General features: G+C 56.2%; 17 protein-coding genes. 10 read left to right on the plus strand and 7 right to left on the minus strand.

Annotation, left to right across the window (positions count from 1 at the left end):
- Positions 1 to 70 precede the first annotated feature (70 nt).
- From ADIMK_RS13725 to ADIMK_RS13745, 5 genes are all read left to right on the plus strand, one after another.
- Positions 71 to 1,606: a thymidine phosphorylase family protein gene (locus ADIMK_RS13725; RefSeq protein WP_036189157.1), complete on the plus strand. Its 1,536-nt coding sequence runs from the start codon at positions 71 to 73 to the stop codon at positions 1,604 to 1,606.
- On the plus strand, positions 1,603 to 2,493 hold the full coding sequence (locus ADIMK_RS13730) for a ribose-phosphate pyrophosphokinase (protein WP_036189159.1): 891 nt from the start codon (positions 1,603 to 1,605) through the stop codon (positions 2,491 to 2,493). The genes ADIMK_RS13725 and ADIMK_RS13730 overlap by 4 nt, the downstream gene beginning before the upstream one ends.
- A 104-nt stretch (positions 2,494 to 2,597) precedes the next feature.
- Complete coding sequence (gene nfsA, locus ADIMK_RS13735; protein ID WP_036189162.1) at positions 2,598 to 3,335, plus strand: oxygen-insensitive NADPH nitroreductase; 738 nt, start codon at positions 2,598 to 2,600, stop codon at positions 3,333 to 3,335.
- Positions 3,336 to 3,453: 118 nt separating this feature from the next.
- The gene (locus ADIMK_RS13740) at positions 3,454 to 3,777 is read left to right on the plus strand and encodes a hypothetical protein (protein WP_036189164.1); all 324 of its coding nucleotides are present in this window, start codon (positions 3,454 to 3,456) and stop codon (positions 3,775 to 3,777) included.
- An 80-nt stretch (positions 3,778 to 3,857) separates the two neighbouring features.
- Positions 3,858 to 4,904 (plus strand): CobW family GTP-binding protein, encoded by a 1,047-nt coding sequence (locus ADIMK_RS13745; RefSeq protein WP_051692956.1) that lies wholly within the window; start codon positions 3,858 to 3,860, stop codon positions 4,902 to 4,904.
- A gap of 87 nt (positions 4,905 to 4,991) precedes the next feature.
- On the opposite strand, the gene ADIMK_RS13750 is transcribed toward ADIMK_RS13745, so the two are convergent.
- Positions 4,992 to 5,204 carry a cold-shock protein gene (locus ADIMK_RS13750; RefSeq protein ID WP_010325086.1) on the minus strand — a complete coding sequence of 71 codons (213 nt, stop codon included), beginning with the start codon at positions 5,202 to 5,204 and terminating at the stop codon, positions 4,992 to 4,994.
- An 875-nt stretch (positions 5,205 to 6,079) separates the two neighbouring features.
- On the opposite strand from ADIMK_RS13750, the gene ADIMK_RS13755 reads away from it, so the two are divergent.
- The gene (locus ADIMK_RS13755) at positions 6,080 to 8,056 is read left to right on the plus strand and encodes a methyl-accepting chemotaxis protein (protein WP_036189169.1); all 1,977 of its coding nucleotides are present in this window, start codon (positions 6,080 to 6,082) and stop codon (positions 8,054 to 8,056) included.
- A gap of 2 nt (positions 8,057 to 8,058) precedes the next feature.
- On the opposite strand, the gene ADIMK_RS13760 is transcribed toward ADIMK_RS13755, so the two are convergent.
- The gene (locus ADIMK_RS13760) at positions 8,059 to 10,347 is read right to left on the minus strand and encodes a YgiQ family radical SAM protein (RefSeq protein WP_051692957.1); all 2,289 of its coding nucleotides are present in this window, start codon (positions 10,345 to 10,347) and stop codon (positions 8,059 to 8,061) included.
- A gap of 82 nt (positions 10,348 to 10,429) precedes the next feature.
- The gene (gene mtgA / locus ADIMK_RS13765; RefSeq protein ID WP_231517057.1) at positions 10,430 to 11,167 is read right to left on the minus strand and encodes a monofunctional biosynthetic peptidoglycan transglycosylase; all 738 of its coding nucleotides are present in this window, start codon (positions 11,165 to 11,167) and stop codon (positions 10,430 to 10,432) included.
- 110 nt (positions 11,168 to 11,277) lie between these two features.
- Between mtgA and ADIMK_RS13770 the strand changes: the two genes are divergently transcribed.
- A complete protein-coding gene (locus ADIMK_RS13770) occupies positions 11,278 to 12,972 on the plus strand; it encodes a GGDEF domain-containing protein (RefSeq protein WP_036189171.1) in 1,695 nt (564 codons plus the stop codon).
- On the opposite strand, the gene ADIMK_RS13775 is transcribed toward ADIMK_RS13770, so the two are convergent.
- Positions 12,969 to 14,384: an aminotransferase-like domain-containing protein gene (locus tag ADIMK_RS13775; protein ID WP_036189173.1), complete on the minus strand. Its 1,416-nt coding sequence runs from the start codon at positions 14,382 to 14,384 to the stop codon at positions 12,969 to 12,971. The two genes, ADIMK_RS13770 and ADIMK_RS13775, sit on opposite strands and share 4 nt — an antisense overlap.
- Before the next feature lie 170 nt (positions 14,385 to 14,554).
- On the opposite strand from ADIMK_RS13775, the gene ADIMK_RS21745 reads away from it, so the two are divergent.
- The 3 genes from ADIMK_RS21745 to ADIMK_RS21425 all read left to right on the plus strand — a co-directional run bounded on the left by ADIMK_RS21745 (position 14,555) and on the right by ADIMK_RS21425 (position 17,253).
- Positions 14,555 to 14,725: a YjiS-like domain-containing protein gene (locus ADIMK_RS21745; protein ID WP_081849792.1), complete on the plus strand. Its 171-nt coding sequence runs from the start codon at positions 14,555 to 14,557 to the stop codon at positions 14,723 to 14,725.
- Positions 14,726 to 14,840: 115 nt separating this feature from the next.
- The gene (locus tag ADIMK_RS13780) at positions 14,841 to 15,608 is read left to right on the plus strand and encodes a transporter substrate-binding domain-containing protein (protein ID WP_036189175.1); all 768 of its coding nucleotides are present in this window, start codon (positions 14,841 to 14,843) and stop codon (positions 15,606 to 15,608) included.
- Positions 15,609 to 15,621: 13 nt separating this feature from the next.
- The gene (locus ADIMK_RS21425; protein WP_081849793.1) at positions 15,622 to 17,253 is read left to right on the plus strand and encodes a GGDEF domain-containing protein; all 1,632 of its coding nucleotides are present in this window, start codon (positions 15,622 to 15,624) and stop codon (positions 17,251 to 17,253) included.
- A 66-nt stretch (positions 17,254 to 17,319) separates the two neighbouring features.
- On the opposite strand, the gene ADIMK_RS13790 is transcribed toward ADIMK_RS21425, so the two are convergent.
- The 3 genes from ADIMK_RS13790 to ADIMK_RS13800 all read right to left on the minus strand — a co-directional run bounded on the left by ADIMK_RS13790 (position 17,320) and on the right by ADIMK_RS13800 (position 20,407).
- Complete coding sequence (locus ADIMK_RS13790) at positions 17,320 to 17,706, minus strand: c-type cytochrome (protein ID WP_036189176.1); 387 nt, start codon at positions 17,704 to 17,706, stop codon at positions 17,320 to 17,322.
- Between the two features lie 189 nt (positions 17,707 to 17,895).
- Positions 17,896 to 19,401 (minus strand): fumarate hydratase, encoded by a 1,506-nt coding sequence (locus ADIMK_RS13795; protein ID WP_036189177.1) that lies wholly within the window; start codon positions 19,399 to 19,401, stop codon positions 17,896 to 17,898.
- Between the two features lie 151 nt (positions 19,402 to 19,552).
- The gene (locus ADIMK_RS13800) at positions 19,553 to 20,407 is read right to left on the minus strand and encodes a prenyltransferase (RefSeq protein WP_051692959.1); all 855 of its coding nucleotides are present in this window, start codon (positions 20,405 to 20,407) and stop codon (positions 19,553 to 19,555) included.
- Positions 20,408 to 20,449: the final 42 nt, after the last annotated feature.

The following is a 20,449-nucleotide window of genomic DNA, read 5'->3' on the forward strand; positions in this document are numbered from 1 at the left end:
ATCATACTCGCCGGGAGGCCTTTGCGTTACTATCAGATAAAACATAACAACGGCAGAGGACCTGTCCGCCATGAGTTTTACGCCCGAGAAGATGGCACCCCTTAAAGCCCGCCGTCTTGGAATCAATACCCATCACGAGCCCACACTCTACCTGCGCGAAGACAGTCCGGTCTGCCGCTCGGAGGGCTTTGAAAGCCTTTCGCGAATCACCGTAAACTGCCAGGACCGGCACATCATCGCCTCGTTGAACATCGTCTGCTCAGACCTGCTGGAGCCAGAGCAGGCCGGTTTTTCCGAGTCCGCCTGGCAGATGCTGGATTTGAAGCCAAACGCCGAGATATGGCTCTCGCACCCACGCCCGGTACAATCCCTCTCCTATGTGCGCGCCAAAGTCTATGGGCACGAACTGGACGAGTTGCAACTGCAAAGCATCATCAACGATATTGTCGAAGGTCGCTATGCTGATGTGCATCTGGCCGCCTTTATCACCGCCTGCGGCGACGATTCACTGAGCGACAGAGAGATCACTGCGCTGACCGAAGCGATGGTCAAGGCCGGAAGCCGCATCGACTGGGGGCTGGAGCAGGTCATTGATAAACACTGCGTAGGCGGACTCCCCGGAAACCGCACCACACCCATCATTGTATCGATCCTTACCGCCTGTGGCCTGACTGTACCTAAGACCTCCTCTCGCGCTATTACGTCTCCGGCGGGCACCGCCGACACCATGGAAACGTTGACCGAAGTGGCCCTATCACTGGAGCAGATGCGTACTGTCGTCAACCGAGAAAAGGGCTGCCTGGCCTGGGGTGGATCGGTACGCTTAAGCCCTGCCGACGACATGTTGATTCAGGTCGAGCGGGCACTGGATATCGACAGCGAAGGTCAACTGATCGCCTCGGTGCTGTCAAAGAAGCTGGCCGCCGGCGCAACCCATGTGCTGATCGACATACCGGTCGGCCCCACCGCCAAAGTCCGCAGTCAGGAGGCAGCCGAGCGACTGTCCGAGAGTTTCAAGACGGTCGCGCACAACCTTGGCCTGCAGCTGGACGTACTGCTTACCGATGGCAGCCAGCCGATCGGTCGCGGCATAGGCCCGGCGCTTGAGGCTAGAGATATTCTGGCGGTATTGCAAAACAAGCCGGACGCCCCAAGCGACCTGCGAGATCGAGCCACACTGATCGCCGGCGCCATGCTGGAAATGGTTGGAGAATCCGCCCCCGGGAAAGGTCAGCAGCGGGCAATGGAAAAAATAACCTCCGGCGAAGCCTGGGACCGTTTCCGACGGATCTGCGAAGCACAGGGCGGTCTGAAAAAGCCACCGGTCGCACCCTATCGCTATGCGCTGGTCGCGCCCAGCGATTGCGAGGTACTCGACGTCGACAATCGCCAGTTGGCCAAAATCGCCAAATTGGCCGGTGCTCCGGCCGACCCGGCCGCGGGCATCGAACTGCACGTCAAGATCGGCGACAAAGTTGAGCAATACCAGCCTCTGCTGACGATCCATGCCGAAAACGCCGGCGAATTGAATTACGCCGTTGACTACCTGACCGACCACGAACTGGTATTGACGCTGAGCAGTAACGGCAAGGAGAGCACCCGATGAAACCGGTCCTTTTCAACTTGGATTCCGATCCAGACCTGTCCACTCGTCTGCGCAGGGCCCTGAATGCCGACGCCGGAGAGCTCGAACAGCGCCATTTCCCCGATGGCGAGAGTTATCTTCGCGTCCATAGCGATGTTGACTCTCGCGACTGCCTGATTCTGTGCAACCTTTACCGGCCGGACGAAAAATGCCTACGCCTGTTTTTTTTGGCCGATACCCTACGCGATCTTGGCGCCCATCGAATTGGCCTGATAACCCCTTACCTGCCCTACATGCGCCAAGACAAACGCTTTCAACCAGGAGAGTGCATCAGCTCACGCCCCTTCGCGCGATTACTGTCGGACGCGTTTGACCTGCTGGTGACCACCGATCCGCATCTGCACCGCTATAACTCACTGGACGAGATCTATACCCTGAAAAGCCGCGTGGTCCATGCGGCCCCCATGATCGCCGAATGGATACAGCAACACATCAAATCTCCACTTTTGATAGGCCCGGACAGCGAAAGCGAACAGTGGGTGTCCCATGTAGCCAGCTTGGCCGGGGCACCGTTTCAAGTGCTCCGCAAGGAGCGCCACGGTGACTATGACGTCAGCGTCTCACTCCCCGATGTCGACCGCTGGCGAGAACACACGCCAGTGCTGGTCGACGACATCATCTCCAGCGGACGCACCATGCTTGAGACGCTGGACCATCTGGCAGCTCAGGAGCTGCCGCGCGCGACTGTCATCGCCGTTCACGGTCTGTTTGCCGGTGACGCCTGGCGCCAGTTGCAGTCTCGTGCTGATGTTATCACCTGCGAAGCGGTTCCCCATCCAAGCAATGGCATCAGCCTTTCAGCAGCACTGGCCACCGCGATGGCGGAACTCCTCTCGGAGACCGATTGATGCAGAACTGAAATGGCATTGATGCAGCCTGTGCACTGGTCGTGAATATAGTAAGCAGGCATCATTGAGGGCTTCGCGATACAGTGAAAAAGGATACACCCACGATGAACGCCGTTATTGAGCTGCTAAAACAGCACCGCTCCATTCGCAAGTTCCGCCCGGATGCAATCGAGCAGGAGACACTCAATACCCTGATCGAAGCAGGGCAATGCGCTGCTACCTCCAGCTTCATTCAGGCCTGCACGGTCATTCAGGTCGATAATCCAACGCTTAGAACCGAGCTGGCCGAGTGCGCCGGCAATCAGGCATATGTCGCCAGCGCTCCGCGTTTTCTCGTGTTCTGCGCCGACATGCGCCGCCATCAGCTGGCCTGCGAAATGCACGGAGCCGAGATGCAGTCGGGTTATACCGAGCAGTTTTTAACCGCCTCGCTCGACTGTGCCCTATTCGCACAGAACGTTGCCGTAGCGGCCGAATCCATGGGGCTTGGCCTTGTGTACATAGGTGGTCTGCGCAACCAGATTGAACGCGTCTCCGATCTGCTGCAACTGCCTGAACTGGTCTACCCGGTCTTCGGTTTGTGTCTTGGCTTCCCTGATCAGGACCCCGAAACCAAACCCCGCCTGCCGCTTAATGTCGTGCTCAAACAGGACCGTTACGACGACACCCAGGACCATGATGCAATCAAGGCCTACGACGAGCAGGTACTTGAGTACTACAGAACGCGCACCGGCGGCACCAAGGAGATGACCTGGAGCGGTCAGATTTCAGAAATGCTGGTGAAAGAGGCACGCCCGCATATGCTGCCTTACCTGCAGTCACGCGGCTTCCTAAAACAGTAGACCGGCCTGGCAAACATGCCCGTCATTGCCTGAATGACGGGCTTTTCGATAGGCAGCGCGCGCACTCTCGTCTATGCTGAAAATGTACTCAAGCAATCAGCCGAGAGATGTGAACATTATGCCTGAACGACACATCAACTCCCTGCTCTCCGAGCTTGAAAGCCGCTCTCGCCGAGTGGCCAGCGAACGAGAAGTTACCCTCAAGATCGATAACGAAGACCTGATTCGACTCAAGGCATTGGCGGAGGTGTATGGCCTTAGCATCGACGAGGTCAGCGCCTGCCTCTTGCACCAGGTACTCGTCGAAGTTGAAGAGAAGATGCCCTACCGTGCGGGCTCTCGCATTATACGGGTCGAAGACGACGACCCGGTGTATGAAGACATCGGCCCGACACCGCGTTATCTGGAAGCCAAACGGCGCATCGAGCAAGAGTGCGCCTGACCGATCAAGCGGCCTGCTAAAAGCGCTGCCAAGTCAACAGTTCAGCACCAGACTTGCTGTTGCCTCTACAGCGAAGGACAATGCGCCTCTGCGTCAGCCCTGCATCTCTACGGAGGCCGCTTATCAACATCATCAAGTCAGTTCCAACCAACATCATTACCGGTTTTCTAGGTGCCGGAAAAACCACAGCGATCAATCGCCTGCTGGCCAACAAGCCGCCATCGGAACGTTGGGCCGTACTGGTCAACGAGTTCGGTCAAATCGGTGTCGACCAATCCTTGATCGACAACGACGAAGCCGTCCATATTCAGGAGATCCCGGGAGGCTGCCTCTGCTGCGCACGCGGGCCGCAACTGCGCGTCGCGTTGACCCGCCTGCTGCGCACCGCCAAACCAGACCGACTGATCATCGAGCCTACGGGGCTTGGCCACCCTGTCGGTATCGTCGATCTGCTGCTGGGGCCTGATTTTGCGTCGGTGATCGATCTGCGCTCCATGATCTGTCTGATCGATCCGCGTGTGTTGGAGCAACCCGAAATTCTGTCACACCCGGTATTCGGGGTTCAGATCGGCATGGCTGATATTCTGGTCATTAACAAGTCCGACCTCTGCACAGCAGAGCAGCTTGCCGAAGCACAGGCGCTGTCCGACAACATGTTCCCGCCCAAACACCAGGTCCTCACAACTTCCATGGGAGAGTTGAACCCTGATTGCCTGGATGCAGTGGCCGGTGCCCACACAAGACGCTCAGGCGGAGCGCTGCGCCCAGCCGCATCTGGCGTTCAAGAACCACCACCTGACAACGCAATGACCGCGACGCCCGGTTGCCCGGCATTTTTCTCCGGTGAGATGGAGGGCTTTTTCAGCCAAAGCTGGCTCTTCAGTGCAGAGGACAGCTTCGATACGAACCGCATAACAGACCTGCTCGATCAACAACGTGATTGCCTGCGCGTTAAAGGCGCTATACGCATCGGGCATACATGGATCGGCTACAATCGGATGCTGTCGGATCGGACGATCACGCAACTGGCCTGGCGAAGGGATTCACGTATCGAATTACTGTCGGCAGAACCGCTGAATATCGACGCGCTGACGAACGAACTGCTGCGCTGTCTTAAAAGCGTATGACAAAAGAGCGCGAGCTAATCGCGAGGGGATAAAGCGGAAAAGCGAAGAGCGGGCACGAAGTGTCCGCCCTTCTGTATACGGCGTTACTTACGCGACGACCGTTACGTTCTCAGCCTGAGGACCTTTCTGGCCCTGAGTTACTTCGAAAGTAACCTGCTGGTTTTCGTGCAGTGTACGACGGCCAGTGCCGTTGATTGCGCGGAAGTGAACGAATACGTCAGGACCGTTTTCCTGCTGGATGAAGCCGAAGCCTTTCTCATCGTTGAACCATTTAACGGTGCCGGTTACGAGCTGTGACATGTTTTGCCTCTTTCTTTTTTCTTTCATACCAGCGAAAAGCTGGCGACTTCTTTCCGGTCGAAATCCTGTATCCCGACCTGGTTCTTAACAAGTTCGGGCCTATCCCGAATCCTGTGTGGCGCTGATCGACTACCCGAGTCAAACCTCGCCGTTCCGGCAACCGCGCGCTGAATTACCCGCGGCGCTGAACACGTTTGACGCAACGCCAAGGCGCTGCGTCGGGCCCTGGCTCACCCTACCGGAACTCTCACGGTGCTATCCCCGGACAAACGGCAAGCGGAAACAGCACGAACAGAAAGCGTTCGCACACCATCGGCAATCGTTTGTGTCAAACAGGGAACGTCGGCCGGGATGGCCGTAAGATGAGAGCTGGTAGACACTTCAAAGGCCGTCGGTCCCTGACTTTTGGATCGTACCGGCAATTTATGAAGCTTTGCGGTCAAAAACCCGCTAACTGTGTGTAGCATCAAACTCAATGAAACTCCGAACCAGCTTACCCGCTGGCGGGCCCGGTCTTGCTGTATCGCGTCCACTACGATGGAAGTTTATATCCAACGTCTTGGATCCGCCTCAAAACACGCTATTTTCGCGCTTAAAAATTGCCGACCGGAGGACAACCTTTTCCGCATAATACTCCAGTTCAAACCAATTACAATGGTCTAGACTGGCGATATGCTCCCCTTTCATCAATTTCTTACATACTGGTCTAAGACCAATTACTTTGACTCCAAACGCCCGCCGGTGCTCCCGGTTGCCAAAAAGCTGTGCAATACTTGACCGACACCACATAAGGCAATTGGTGCACAAACCGTTATACGAGCACTCGGCAGCCTGATCGTGAATTCGGCTTGATTATGGACAATCGGAGTAGACGGATGAAACTCAAATTTTCACACAAGATTCTGACACTGGCCTTTCTACCCCTGCTACTCTTGTCACTGCTCCTGATATCGCAATCGCTCACCGACCTGAACACCAGCCGCGCCCTTGATAAGCTTGAGCACATTGCAGAACTCTCTACCATCAACAGCGCACTGGTCCACGAACTTCAAAAAGAGCGCGGCGCAACCAGCGGTTGGCTCGGCTCTGGTGATCAGGCGTTCGCCGAAAAACTCAATAATCAGCGCAAGCTAACCGACGCAGCGCTCAAGACCTGGCGCGATTATCGTACCAACCTCGACAGCGACGATGCCAAAATCAACGACACACTCAACCGCATCGATAACAGCCTGAGCCAGCTTTCCGCAACGCGCCGGACAACCGATGCCCGCACTATCGCACTGAAAGATGCTCTCGGGTATTACACCGGACTCAACAAAGACCTCCTTTCCGTCGCAGGTGATCTGTCTATTATCAGCACCAGTGCAGACCTAAGCAGAACAGCCAGCGCCTTCTTCGCTTTCCTGCAGGCCAAGGAGCGTGCCGGCATAGAGCGAGCAGTGCTAAGCAACACCTTTGCCGCCGACCAGTTTGCCCCAGGACTCTTCGCCCGTTTTCTGACCCTTGTCTCAGAACAGAATACCTACCTGTCCCAATTCGAAGTAACTGCATCTGACGCGCTTAAACAAAAATGGCAGCAGATCAGTAAGCAGTCCGCTTTCGGTGAAGTCGAGAAACGCCGCTCGACCGCCATCGACAAAGCATCTGAAGGCGGCTTTGGCATCAGTGGCACAGACTGGTTCGAACGCGCAACCGCGCGTATCAACCTGATGAAAGAGATGGAAGACATCATTGCCGGAGCCCTTATCGATCAGGCGCGTAACGATCATGCTCAGGCCAGCTTCAATATGTGGGTTGAGCTGGCGATGCTCGCCAGTGCATTACTGGTCGTTGGTGGGCTTTCCCTGCGCATAAGCCATACAGTTAACAAGCAGGTGCTCTCGCTTGATCACGCAATGGACAAGGCGCGCAGCGAACATGACCTCAGCGTGCGCGCCGAGGTCATTTCAAGCGACGAACTCGGCGACGTGGCCCGCAACCTCAACCACACACTTGAAGGTTTTGCCAGCGCCATCCGTGAAGTAAATGACGCCAGCCACCTGCTCAGTGAAGAGGCCCGTAATACCCGTCACACTGTGCAGCAGACGGAACGCAGCCTGAAAACACAAAATGCAGAAACCGTGCAGGTTGCAGCCGCAATCGAAGAGGTATCAACGGCGATCGCCGATGTCGCCGGTAGCACATCCAATGCATCCGAGGTTGCACGCTCGGCCAATGAACTCGCCGCCGAGGGCCACAGCCGAATGCAGTCAGCCTTCGGCTCGATTCAGCGGCTTGGCGACGATATTGCCAGGGTCGGTAACATCACGGCTGAACTGAGAAGCAGCAGCGATACCATCTCTGAGGTTATCAATGTCATCAACTCGATCTCCGAGCAAACCAATTTGCTGGCCTTGAACGCCGCTATTGAGGCCGCCCGTGCCGGTGAGCAGGGTCGTGGTTTCTCGGTCGTTGCGGACGAAGTGCGCACGCTGGCACAGCGTACCCACGCCTCCACCGCCCAGATTGAGGAGATCATCCAGCGACTGCAGGCACAAACAGCGGACGCCAGCCGCCTGATGGAGGAAAACCAGCGCGACATGGCCTCCACCACCGTTCAAATTCGGGATGTCAGCGAGGCGCTGGATGAAATCGTCAGCGCAGTGGATAACATTGCATCACTGTCGATGCAGATTGCCGCCGCCGCTGAAGAGGAATCCACGGCGATGAACGATATTGGCCGCAGCATCTCGAGCATCGACAGCAGTGCAGAAACGATCAGCGGACACGCAAGAGAGCTCAGCGGACAGGCCGAACAGCAGGCTGCGATGGCCGAGCAGCTTGAGCGTCTGATCAGCCGATTCCGTATTTAGCCTTATACGCGACGGGACTTGCGGGCGGAAACCGACTTACCCTGTTCCCGCCCTTTGCCCGCCTGACGCGAAGCAGGTTTGGCTTTGCCTGATACGCCGGCACCGCCGGGCTTTCGCCCCTTGCCCTTCTCGCCGTCTTGACGTGGCGGCAAGCCCGTATGCTGGGTCAGGATGCGCCCCTTGCCCGCCCGCGAAGACTTGTGGGAATTCTTGCGTCGAGGTGCAACATAATCCGATTCGGCCTGATGCTCGGGGATCAACTGATGTTCGCCCGAACCAATCAGATCCGCGCGCCCCATCTCCTTGAGTGCTTCCCTCAGCAGCAGCCAGTTATCAGGATCGTGCCAACGCAGAAAAGCCTTGTGAAGACGGCGCTGACGCTCCCCTTTGACCGTTTCGACTTTCTCGGCACTTTTCTTGTAACTCAGTCGCCTTAGCGGATTGCGTCCGCTGTGATACATCGCAGTGGCTGTCGCCATCGGTGACGGATAGAAGGCCTGGACTTGGTCCGCCTTGAAACCGCTGCGCTTAAGCCAAAGCGCGAGATTCATCATATCCTCATCGGTTGTACCTGGATGCGCCGCGATAAAATAGGGTATCAGGTACTGATCTTTGCCCGCCTCGGCCGAGAAACGCTCGAACATCCTCTTGAACGCATCGTAGGTGCCGATACCGGGCTTCATCATCTTGTCGAGAGGCCCGCGCTCGGTATGCTCGGGCGCAATTTTCAGGTAACCGCCGACATGGTGTGTTACCAACTCACGCACATACTCTGGATCCTCGACGGCAAGATCGTAACGCAGCCCCGAGGCGATCAGGATCTTCTTCACACCCTTTAGCTTGCGCGCCGCACGATACAGCGTGGTCAGCGCCGAATGATCGGTATTGAGGTTCTGACAAATGCCCGGATAGACACATGAGGGCTTGCGGCAGGCCGCCTCAATCTCAGGGCTTCTGCACGCCAGCCTATACATGTTAGCGGTTGGCCCACCGAGATCGGAAATCACGCCGGTAAAGCCCGGCACCTTATCGCGAATCTGCTCGATCTCGCGGATGATCGAGTGCTGAGAGCGGTTTTGAATGATTCTGCCCTCATGCTCGGTAATAGAGCAGAAGGTGCAACCGCCAAAGCAACCGCGCATGATATTGACCGAAAACCGGATCATTTTATACGCCGGTATCTCCTGCTTCCCATAGCTCGGGTGCGGTACGCGCGCGTAAGGCAGATCGAAGACATAATCCATCTCCTCCATGCTCAGAGGGATCGGCGGCGGATTCAGCCAGACCTCCTGATCACCGTGCAACTGTACCAACGCGCGGGCGTTGCCCGGATTGGTCTCGAGATGCAGGACCCGACTGGCATGGGCATAGAGCACCGGGTCGCGGCTGACCTTTTCAAACGAAGGAATGCGGATCACGGTCCGGCTGCGATCAAGACGCTGCCGAGGAGACGGTTCAATATGGAGAACCTGTGTATCGTCTGTTTCGACGGCCGCGTCACCCTGCTGCTTCTCCAGCTCGCACTGGGGCAGATCGCGGGTGTTAACGTAAGGGTTGATAATCTTGTCGATCTTGCCCGGACGGTCGATGCGGGTGGAATCTATCTCCATCCAGTCGTCAGGGGTATCTTTGCGAATAAACGCACTCCCCCTGATATCGGTAATTCGCTCGATCGGCTCGCCCGCTGACAAACGATGAGCCAACTCAACGACGGCCCGCTCGGCATTACCGTATAACAGGAGATCTGCCCGGGCATCCAGCAGGATTGATCGGCGCACCTTGTCCTGCCAGTAGTCGTAATGCGCAATGCGGCGCAGCGACGCCTCGATTCCACCGAGGATTATCGGTACATCCTTGTACGCCTCACGACAGCGCTGACTGTATACAAGACTGGCACGATCCGGACGCTTGCCCGCCATACCACCCGGTGTATAGGCATCGTCCGAACGTTTCTTACGATCAGCCGTATAACGGTTGATCATCGAATCCATGTTTCCAGCGGCAACACCGAAGAACAGGCGCGGCCTTCCCAATGCCCGAAAGGCATCGGCACTGTGCCAGTCTGGTTGCGCGATAATTCCGACACGAAATCCCTGAGCCTCGAGCAAGCGGCCGATAATCGCCATGCCGAAGGAGGGATGATCCACATAGGCATCCCCCGTGACGATGATGATATCGCAGGCGTCCCAGCCCAATGCGTCCATCTCCTGACGGGACACCGGCAGAAAAGAAGCGGATGAGCGTCCAGTCGACGCAGGAGCGAGCTGGTGAACAGGTGTCGAGGTATGCATAAAGATTAACCGGGTTTATAGCGGAAGGCCGGAAGCATTATACCTCAGAGAGCGCATACTTCCGACCTGTTTGCTCGGGTATTCAATCATGAAGCGGCGACAGCCAGGAAAAACCCAGCTGCGACATCTGGCGTTCAATCCAGTAACTACGCTTGAGGACGTATCGGCTCGGTGGCTCGGCGCTGTATTGCCAGGGATTTGGCAGAATCGCAGCCAGGCGCGCGGCCTGTGACGGCGTCAACTGGGACACTGGCTTATTGAACCAGTACTCACTGGCCGCTGCGACGCCGTATACACCGGGCCCAAACTCCACAATATTGAGGTACACCTCAAGGATGCGCTCTTTTCCCCACACCAGCTCCAGCAGCAGCGCAAGCGGTAACTCCAAGCCCTTTCGAAGCCAGTCCCGACCCGGCCACAACAGCAGGTTCTTCGCCGTCTGTTGTGTCAGCGTACTGGCGCCCCTCAGGCGCTCGCCCTCTAGCGCCTCCTCCAACGCCTGACCGATCGCCTTGGTGTCGACGCCGGAGTGCAACGGAAAACGCTGGTCCTCGGAGGCGATAACCGCCAACTGCACCGATCGCGGAATCGTATCGAGATCGCGCCATTGATGACGCACCTGATCGGGATATCCCGCCGGAGGATTGATCATCCTGTGCAACTGCCAACTCCACACAGGTGGATTGACGTAACGCATCAATACGAGAAGCGACAGCAACAGGGCGAAACTGCCGCCGAACAGCCACAGCAATCCGTTGCGTACGCGCACGAACAAACTGCGAGGGCGTCGTGTCGTTTTTCTCTTGCGTTTCAGTATCACTGTCACCTCTGTGTGTAAGTTGACTGCCTCACACAATACCAATGTGTAAAATAACCGGAGGTTTGATCCTGTTAATATGATCAACATTCTCTACCCGCTCAGGATCCGCGATGAATCTCAAAACCCGATTCATGCTTTTGATGCTCGCCCTCTTTGTCATCGCGGCGGCCATCGTATGGGTTCTGGTTCGCCAGTTATCCGAGTCCATCGTCGAAGAGTGGGCTACCCGCTATGCCGAAAAACAGGTGCTGTACGACAAGGGCCGTACATTGCAGCCAATTCTGCGAGAAATCGCCCTGTCACGCCAATTTGCAACTTCGCAGCAGCTACTGGAGTGGGCGCACAACCCCTCGGACGACACGCTGACCCAGAAAGCGATCACCGAGATGGAGACTTTCCGCCGCAACTTCAGCGACCACAGCTACTTCGTTGCGCTGCTCGACTCGGGTCGCTACTACCACAATAACGCCGAAAACGAGTACGCCGACCAACAGTATCGCTATACGCTGGACCCAGAGCGCTCTGCCGACCGCTGGTTTTACGACATTGTGCAGCAAAATCGCGATATGCACCTGAACGTCAACCCAGACGTCGAACTGGGCGTCACCAAACTCTGGATCGACATGCTGATGCGCGATGGAGAGCGTATTCTGGGCGTGGCGGGCACCGGCCTGGACTTAACCCATTTTCTCAATGATGTAGTCGATCCGACAGATCCCGGCATCACCCGCCTGTTCATCGATCATGATGGTGCCATTCAGCTTTTTCGTGACCAGAACCTGATCGACTTCGCCTCGATCACCAAAGCCAGTGCCGACAAAAAAACGGTCGACAGGCTCTTTTCAGACCACGAAGACAGGCAGGCGGTTCGGGAGCTGATGCAACAGCTGGCAAAAACGCCGGATCAAGTGCTGAGCCGATTCGTTACCATCGATAACCGCCGTCATCTCGCAGGCATCGCCTACCTGCCCGAGATTGGCTGGTATGAAATAACCCTACTCGACCTCGATGTTATTCTGCCACTGAGCCACTTCACCGGTATTCTACTGAGCTTCGGCCTGATGCTGTTAATCAGTTTATTCATGTTGCACATCGCATTGAGCCGTTTCGTCATCCGGCCTCTTGGACAGCTTGAATCAGCGATGGATGAAATCCGGCAGGGCCACGCGCCCTCGACCCTCGCACCGATATCCTCAAAGAGTGAGATCGGCCGCCTTACAACACATTTCCAGACCATGGCACACGCCGTTCAACGGTCCCGGGAAGAGCTGGAAACCAAGGTTTTGGAGCGAACCAAGGCGCTAGAACTACAAAGCAAGACAGACCCTCTCACTGACCTGTTGAACCGACGTGGCATGCAGGAGCGACTGGAAAGTCAAACCGAGCAGCTCGAGCGCGAGGGTCGCGCCTTTGGCCTAATCTGGCTTGATCTGGATGGTTTTAAGGACGTAAACGACCGGTTCGGACATGAAGCGGGGGACCGGATACTGGTTGGCGTTGCACAGCAGATACGCTCCGTCATCCGCCCCTACGACAGTGCCGCTCGCTGGGGCGGAGACGAGTTTCTGGTGCTGATTCAAACCGAGCAACGCGACCTTGTACACCAACTCTGTGAACGCGTACGAGAGGCTGTCGAAGCGCATCAGGTATTCTATGGTGGCGATCAGGAACCCGTCAGCATAACGCTCAGCGCAGGCAGCCATCTCGCCAGAGAGGGAGAGTCACTGGAAACCATCCTTCACAGTGCCGATCAAGCGCTCTATCAAGCCAAAGCAGCAGGCCGTAACCGCTGCATCGCCTCCTAGTCGGGGTAGCGCTGCCGAATCATATCGCCCAGCACACAGAGCGCCTCCTCCGTTTGAGCATCCACGCCATTGACGAAGTTCAACCGCATACAGTTGCGGTACTTGCCTGTAGCCGAAAACAGCACGCCAGGCGCGATTCTGAACTGTCTGTCGCTGAGTTCACGGTTGAGTTCGACGCAATCCACTTCCCGGGCAAATTCTACCCAGAGCAGGTACCCCCCCTGTGGATAGCTGATTCGGATACCCGGCGGAAAATGCTCTTCAAGCCAACTGACCATCTGATCACGGTAACGCTGGTACTGCGCTCTCACCTTGCGCAGATGCCGCTCATATCCCCCTTCGGCAATAAATTGAGCGACCGCCAACTGGGACAGAGTGCTGGAAGCCGCCGTGGAAACAAACTTGTTGTGAATCACCTGGCTACGATAACGCCCTGGAGCTATCCATCCCAGCCTCAACCCCGGGGCAAGCGTCTTCGAAAACGAGCTACACAACAGGACCCTTCCATCGGTATCAAACGCCTTGATCGTACGCGGTCTTGGCCATGCATAGGTCAGATCGCCGTAGATATCATCTTCAATGATGGCGATATCGAACCGCTGCGCCAGCAGCAGAAGCTCACGCTTGCGCGAGTCGGGCATGGAGTAGCCAAGCGGATTGTTACAGGTAGGCGTCACCGCCAGCGCCTTGATAGGCCACTGCTCCATCGCCAACTCAAGCGCCTCGATGCTCAAGCCGCTTTCAGGATGGGTCGGTATCTCCATCACCTTGAGATCGTTGGCCTTGATCGCCTGCATGGCACCGTAAAAGCAGGGAGAGTCCACGGCAACGATATCCCCCGGCTCTGTTACGGCGCGAAGCGCGCAGAACAGCGCCTCCTGGCAACCGGTAGTTATGATGAGCTCGTCCGGATGCAACTGACATCCAGAGTGGTCCCCCAAGCGCGCGACCTGGGTACGCAACTCCTCCGTACCCCGCAGGCTGTCATACTCCAAGCCCCTCATGTCGCTTCTACGCGCCTGCATCGACCAGAGTTTCAATAGAGGCTTGAGTGTGGCACCGGCCAGATCGGGCATGGCATGCCCCAGAGAGAACAGCTTCGAGGGTGCCTCAGCCCCCAGTATGTTAAGCACATCCTCCCACTGGGAAACTTCTATGGGGCGGCGTACAGGCCGGCTTACCTGTGGTAGATCGGGCGTGGTTGAACGCAGTCTGGCGAAGTACCCCGACTTCGGCCTGGACTCCACTAACCCTGCATCTTCGAGCTGCCGATAGGCTTCCTGAACCGTGGTAATGCTCACGCCATGCTCACGGCTAAGGGCACGAATCGATGGCATTCTCTCGCCACCCGCTACAAACCCCTGCTCTATGCGCTGACGAAGATAATCCGCGAGCCCCTCGTACAATTTCATCAGTGAACACCAATATTAAAATAAACCAGTACAGTTATGCTTATAAAATGATATACAGATAGAAAATACAGCAATCTGTATACTAAAAATTCTTTATATCTGAATCTGTATACCTATTCCATATTTTCTTAATCTGCTCCCTGAAATCAACAACCACCAGGGAGAGCACGATGTTTTTCACACAGCTTATCCGGTCCGCCTACCGTCGGTTACGTCAGCTACAGCAGCAGCAACGCCAACGTAAACAGCTATTAGCACTCGAGAGTCATATGCTCAAAGATCTTGGCCTTTCGAAAGCGGATGCTGCGCGCGAGGGGAATAAGCGCTTCTGGCAGTCCTGAAGTATCTGCGCTCATCACCTGACGCAAGATAATTAGAAGCGCTCAAAGACAATCTCCCGCTGCCGGTTTAAAATTGACCTATCAGCCAATTAGCTCACGGCACGGGGACAAAGGAATGTCGAAACGCGGGCGTTATGCTCAGATCTATCTGTTGCTCGCGGCTCTATTCTGGAGCAGCAGTTCAGTTGGCGAGACACTCAGGGTTGCGACCGAAGGCGCCTACCCTCCCTTCAGCTATTTTGACAGCACGGGACAACTGGCAGGCTTCGATGTCGATATCGCACGCGCCCTGTGTCAGGCCCTCGAACGGACATGCGACATCAAGGCCGTGGCCTGGACAGATCTGCTCGATGAGCTCCAAGCCGGCAAGCTCGATATGGTCGTTGCCAGCATGGCCAAAACCCGGGAACGCGAAGCGCAGGTGGATTTCACCGACTATTATTACCAGTCACACTCCATCTTTGCCGGTCGTCCCGAGGTTACCGATACCACACCTACAGCGTTGATGGGCAAGTCCCTGGCTACCGCACGGGCCACCATTCAGGCAGATTTTCTTAACAAGCACTACACACTCAGCCGCGTCATACTCACCGATAATATGCCGCAGGCGTTACAAATGCTGCTGGAGGGGAAAGTGGACTTTGTCCTCTCCGACACCACTAACCTGCTCGATTTTCTGGAACGGCCACAGGCGATGGCGGCCGGGATGGATTTCGTAGGCGATCCCGTCAAATCCCCCGAGCTGCAGAGCAAGGCTCATATTGCAGTCAAAAAAGGCGACCAAGTCCTTCGGGAGGAGATAAACCGCGCCCTTGAGCAACTTCGCCTCAACGGCACTTACGACCAAATCAACCGCAAATACTTTCCGTTCAGTATCTACTGAAAGGGGCTGAACCATGCGGACGGACAAAACTTCAGTCTTATTCCCCGGCAGGATACAGATCAGCCTTGCTACCACCCTGTATGTCGGAGTCGTACTCCTTATGCTAATGGGCGGCTTGGCGGTCTGGCTGTCGACTCCCTTGCTGGATGGCATCGTCAAAAAGGCCCGTCAGACGAGTGAGGAGCAGTTGCCGCAGATCACACGCTGGCGCCACAACGGCGAACGTGCAGAGCTGCTGCACAGCTATATCAACACTGTGTTCTGGGTCGAAGATCCGCTTATCGCTCGCCAGGCCCGACTGCAGGCACAGGTGCTGGTCCACGGCCTTGCACTTGAGGCTGACGAACAGATCAATCGCCAGGCGGACGATGTCATTACAAAGCTGCTCGCACTCATCGAGATCCGCCAGCAGCAGCGTCAGATCCAGCAGTCGCTGAATAAGCTGGCAGAATCCGAACTTGAACTCTATGAGTCGCTCGCGCCATCTTTGATGCTGGAGAGCCCTTTCTACCGGCAAAGCCACGCCATCAGCCGATTCGCTGCATCCACTACAGACACGTCCATACACAACTCGGATTGGGGGCATCTGCAACAGGAGATAACTTCTATCATAGACTCGTTGTCTGCCTTAGCTGCCGACGAGCCGCTTCAACAGACAGCCATCAACCAGTATCTCTCACTGCTGCAACGGCAGAGTCGGTCATTGACACAGATGCAGGTACTGATCGAACAAACCCGCCAGATTCACGTGCAAGCGCTTGCCGCCCAGCAAACGTTATCGGGCATGCTGAACAGCGATGCCGCGCTGAAAACCCAACAGCTGGCAGAGAGGGTAGAAAGCGATGCACTTCAGGTCAGAACCTATACACAGATACTGCTATCGATATTTGCCCTGCTGGGTACCGTGTCCGTAATCTGCTTCCATGTTCTGGTTCTAAAACCGATTCTTCACGCAACCCGGGCACTGGATAGCGTCGGACTTGGCACGCCGCTACCTCCTGATACCTGTCGACCGTTATTTTCGGAGCTCAACGCTATCGTGCAAAGCGTGTGGCGATATGGCGAGGTGGCCACCGAGCTACACAACACCAATGCCGAGCTAAGGGAGTTATCTCAAATAGACGGTCTGACGGGGCTGAAAAACCGACGTTGCTTCGACACTGCCCTGCAAAGCGAATATGACCGGTCCAGTCGACATGGACACTCCTTGGGACTGGTTCTGTTCGATCTCGATCATTTCAAGTGTATTAACGACCGGTACGGTCATCTGCTCGGCGACGACTGCCTAAAGGCATTTGCCGACTTGCTTAAACAGTTCAGTCAGCGGTCCGGCGAAATGGCGGCGCGATACGGCGGCGAGGAGTTTGCGCTGATACTGCCGGAGATCACCTTTGAGAGCGCACAGAACATTGCCGAAAAGATACGTCAGGCATGTACCGAACTGAGCATACGCTCCGAGCACGATGAGCCGATTGAGCTTTCAGTCAGCGCAGGGCTTATACATGTAAACAATACCCGGCTATACCCGCCCGAGGCGATCTTGAGGGAAGCAGACGCAGCGCTCTATCGTGCTAAGCAGCAAGGAAGAAATAGAGTTGAGAGCGTCAGCAGCCTGCCCGGCATTCATCTCTGCACACGCAACTGAACGGCTTGCACGCCACTCGGAAGGCGGGAGCGCCTCTACAGAACCGCTCCCATGCGCAATGTCGCTTTATTTCAGTGACTTAAGAAAGGCGATTAGGTAGTCCTGCTCGACTGGGTCGGTCACCGAAACGTGGCGCATGCGAGTACCCGGCACCAGCGCCTCATTATCGGCAACCCATTTACGCAGATTGTCTTCGGTCCAGGTAATACCGGAGTTTTTCAACGCATCTGAATAGGCAAAGCGAGGAATAGTACCGGCCTCACGCCCGACTACGCCGTGCAGATTCGGTCCAAAGCCGTTCTTGGCCGGATCCAGCGTGTGACAGGCTTCACATTTGTGGAACACCGCTCGACCTGCGGCAATCATCGCTTCCTGCTCATCACTGTCAGCCAGTGCAACCGGTGCTGCAACCAACGCGCTTAAGGAAAGTGCAGCTATCCATCGAATAGTCATGGGACACACCTCGGAAAGTTGTTAACGGATAGGTCAACTATATGCCGCGGTGCAGCATGAACACCTTAGTACTTCAGTACTGTTTGCAGGGTCCGGTTGATGCAGATCAAGCCGCTCTCGCCCGAAAGCGGTTGCTCCAAATACAAAACCCCGGCCTAAGCCGGGGTTTTGGTTTGCAAGAGACGACGATCAGGCGCTGTGCGCGATGATATCCTTCCACTTGGCGGGACCGGTGGTGTGAACGGACTCGCCAGAGGTATCGACAGCTACCGTCACCGGCATGTCCTTGACCTCGAACTCGTAGATCGCTTCCATACCCAGCTCCGGGAAGGCCAGAACGTCAGCATGGGTGATCGCCTTGGACACCAGATAAGCCGCACCGCCGACCGCCATCAGGTAGACCGCCTGATTGTCCTTGATTGCATCAATTGCAATCGGACCACGCTCGGACTTGCCGATCATGCCCAAGAGACCTGTGCTCTCCAGAATCTGACGGGTGAACTTGTCCATGCGGGTGGAGGTAGTAGGGCCTGCCGGACCTACAACCTCATCGCGAACCGGATCAACCGGGCCGACGTAGTAGATAAAGCGGCCTTTCAGATCCACCGGCAGCTCTTCACCGTTGTTCAACATCTCGACCATACGCTTATGAGCCGCATCACGGCCGGTTAGCATCTTGCCGTTGAGCAGGATGGTCTCGCCCACCTTCCACTCTTTCACCGCTTCCGGGGTGATCTCGTCCAGATTTACACGGCGAGTGTTGGCGCCAACCTCGAAGGTCACCTCCGGCCACTCGTCCAGGCTCGGCGGGGTCAGTACGGCCGGGCCGTTACCGTTCAGCGTGAAGTGAGTATGACGGGTAGCGGCACAGTTCGGAATCATACACACCGGCAGGGAGGCGGCGTGAGTCGGGTAGTCCTTGATCTTCACATCGAGGATGGTGGTCAAACCGCCGAGGCCCTGAGCACCGATGCCCAGCGCGTTGACGGCATCCATAATTTCCAGACGCAGCTCTTCGACACGATTCTGCGGGCCGCGCTCACGCAACTCGTGGATATCGATCGGATCCATCAGCGACTCTTTCGCCAGTACCGCGGCTTTCTCTGCAGTACCGCCGATTCCGATACCGAGCATACCCGGCGGACACCAGCCTGCACCCATGGTCGGCACAGTCTTGACGATCCAGTCGACGATGCTGTCAGACGGGTTCAGCATCACCATCTTGGACTTGTTCTCGGAGCCGCCACCTTTGGCTGCCACATGCACCTCAACCTCATCACCCTCTACGATCTCGTAGTGAATAACGGCCGGGGTATTGTCCTTGGTGTTCTGGCGCTTGCCGGCCGGATCGGCCAGGATGGAGGCACGCAGTACGTTATCCGGATTCAGGTAAGCACGGCGCACGCCCTCGTTGACCATATCGGTCACGGACATCTTGGCATCCCACTGCACGTTCATCCCGACTTTCAGGAACACGGTCACGATACCGGTATCCTGACAGATCGGACGGCGGCCTTCGGCGCACATGCGGGAGTTAATCAGAATCTGCGCCATGGCGTCCTTCGCCGCCGGGTTCTGCTCCTTCAAGTAGGCTTCATGCACACCCTGGATAAAATCGATCGGGTGGTAGTAGGAGATGAACTGCAGCGCATCTGCAACGCTGCTGATGAAATCATCCTGGCGAATAACGCTCATTCGGGACTCTCCATTCAGACTCGGGCCTTTAAGGCTCTATGTTGAGGGTCGGGGCGTTCAACATTGACAGGCTTTCCACCCCTTCGGTTGGGGCGGCATTATACACCAGTTAATGACCGGATGACTGCGGCTATTCAACTAACGGAGGGGGTCAGTTCAAGGCAAAACAGAACAACAGACCAAACACCATGACTAATTGACCGGTTGCCGGCGTCAGCGGTCGACGCTGCTCCGCAGACGTATTCAGGTAACGCAGGGGGCGAATCATAAAGGGTAGCGATATCAGCAACGGCCAGGGCGTAGCAAGCAGACCGGAGACCCAAAGCACCAGGCAAGCAATAAGAGTCGAGGCCATCAGCAACCAGTACAACCGCTTAGCCTGCGTAAAACCGGCCCTGACCGTCAATGTCTTAAGCCCCTGATCCCTGTCGCTCTCGTAATCCCGCAACTCGTTACTCAACAGCAGCAGCGATACGAGCAGGCTGATCGGTATCGACTGAGCGATGATCGCCCTGTTCAATACCCCTCCCACGGCAACATAGCTACCCACCACCATAAAAACCCCCATCAACCAAAACACGAGCACCACGGCCAACCCGCGTGACTTGTAGTTGACAGGGTTCAGGGTATAGCCCAGTGCACCGGCTAGCCCGAGCGCGAACAACCCAAGCAGAGCCATCGAGCGATCGGCCACTAGATACAACCCCAGCGGGGTGGCCAATAGGAAACACCCGATACCTGCACGAAAGTTTCGGCGTATAGCCGCTATCAGGCAGGCGCTGCCCTCCTCACCGCTTAATAGCTCGATATCGGAGTAGTCGTTAATCAGGTTAACGCCGGACTGCAGCAACAGCCCGCCAATGACTACCAGTAACGCATTTAACGGTATCAGAACCCCCTCTTGCCAGGCCGCCGTAATCCCGATCAGGCAAGTGGTGACCGCCACACCGAAAGAGAACGGGCGCAATGCATGCAGGAAGGTGTATTTGTTCTGAATCGTGTTCAATGTAAATGGGCCGTGCAGGTTGCTGAAAACAGTTCGGGAGCC

It is taken from the genome of Marinobacterium lacunae, assembly GCF_000705555.1.
In the GTDB taxonomy this organism is placed as follows: Bacteria; Pseudomonadota; Gammaproteobacteria; order Pseudomonadales; family Balneatricaceae; genus Marinobacterium_D; species Marinobacterium_D lacunae.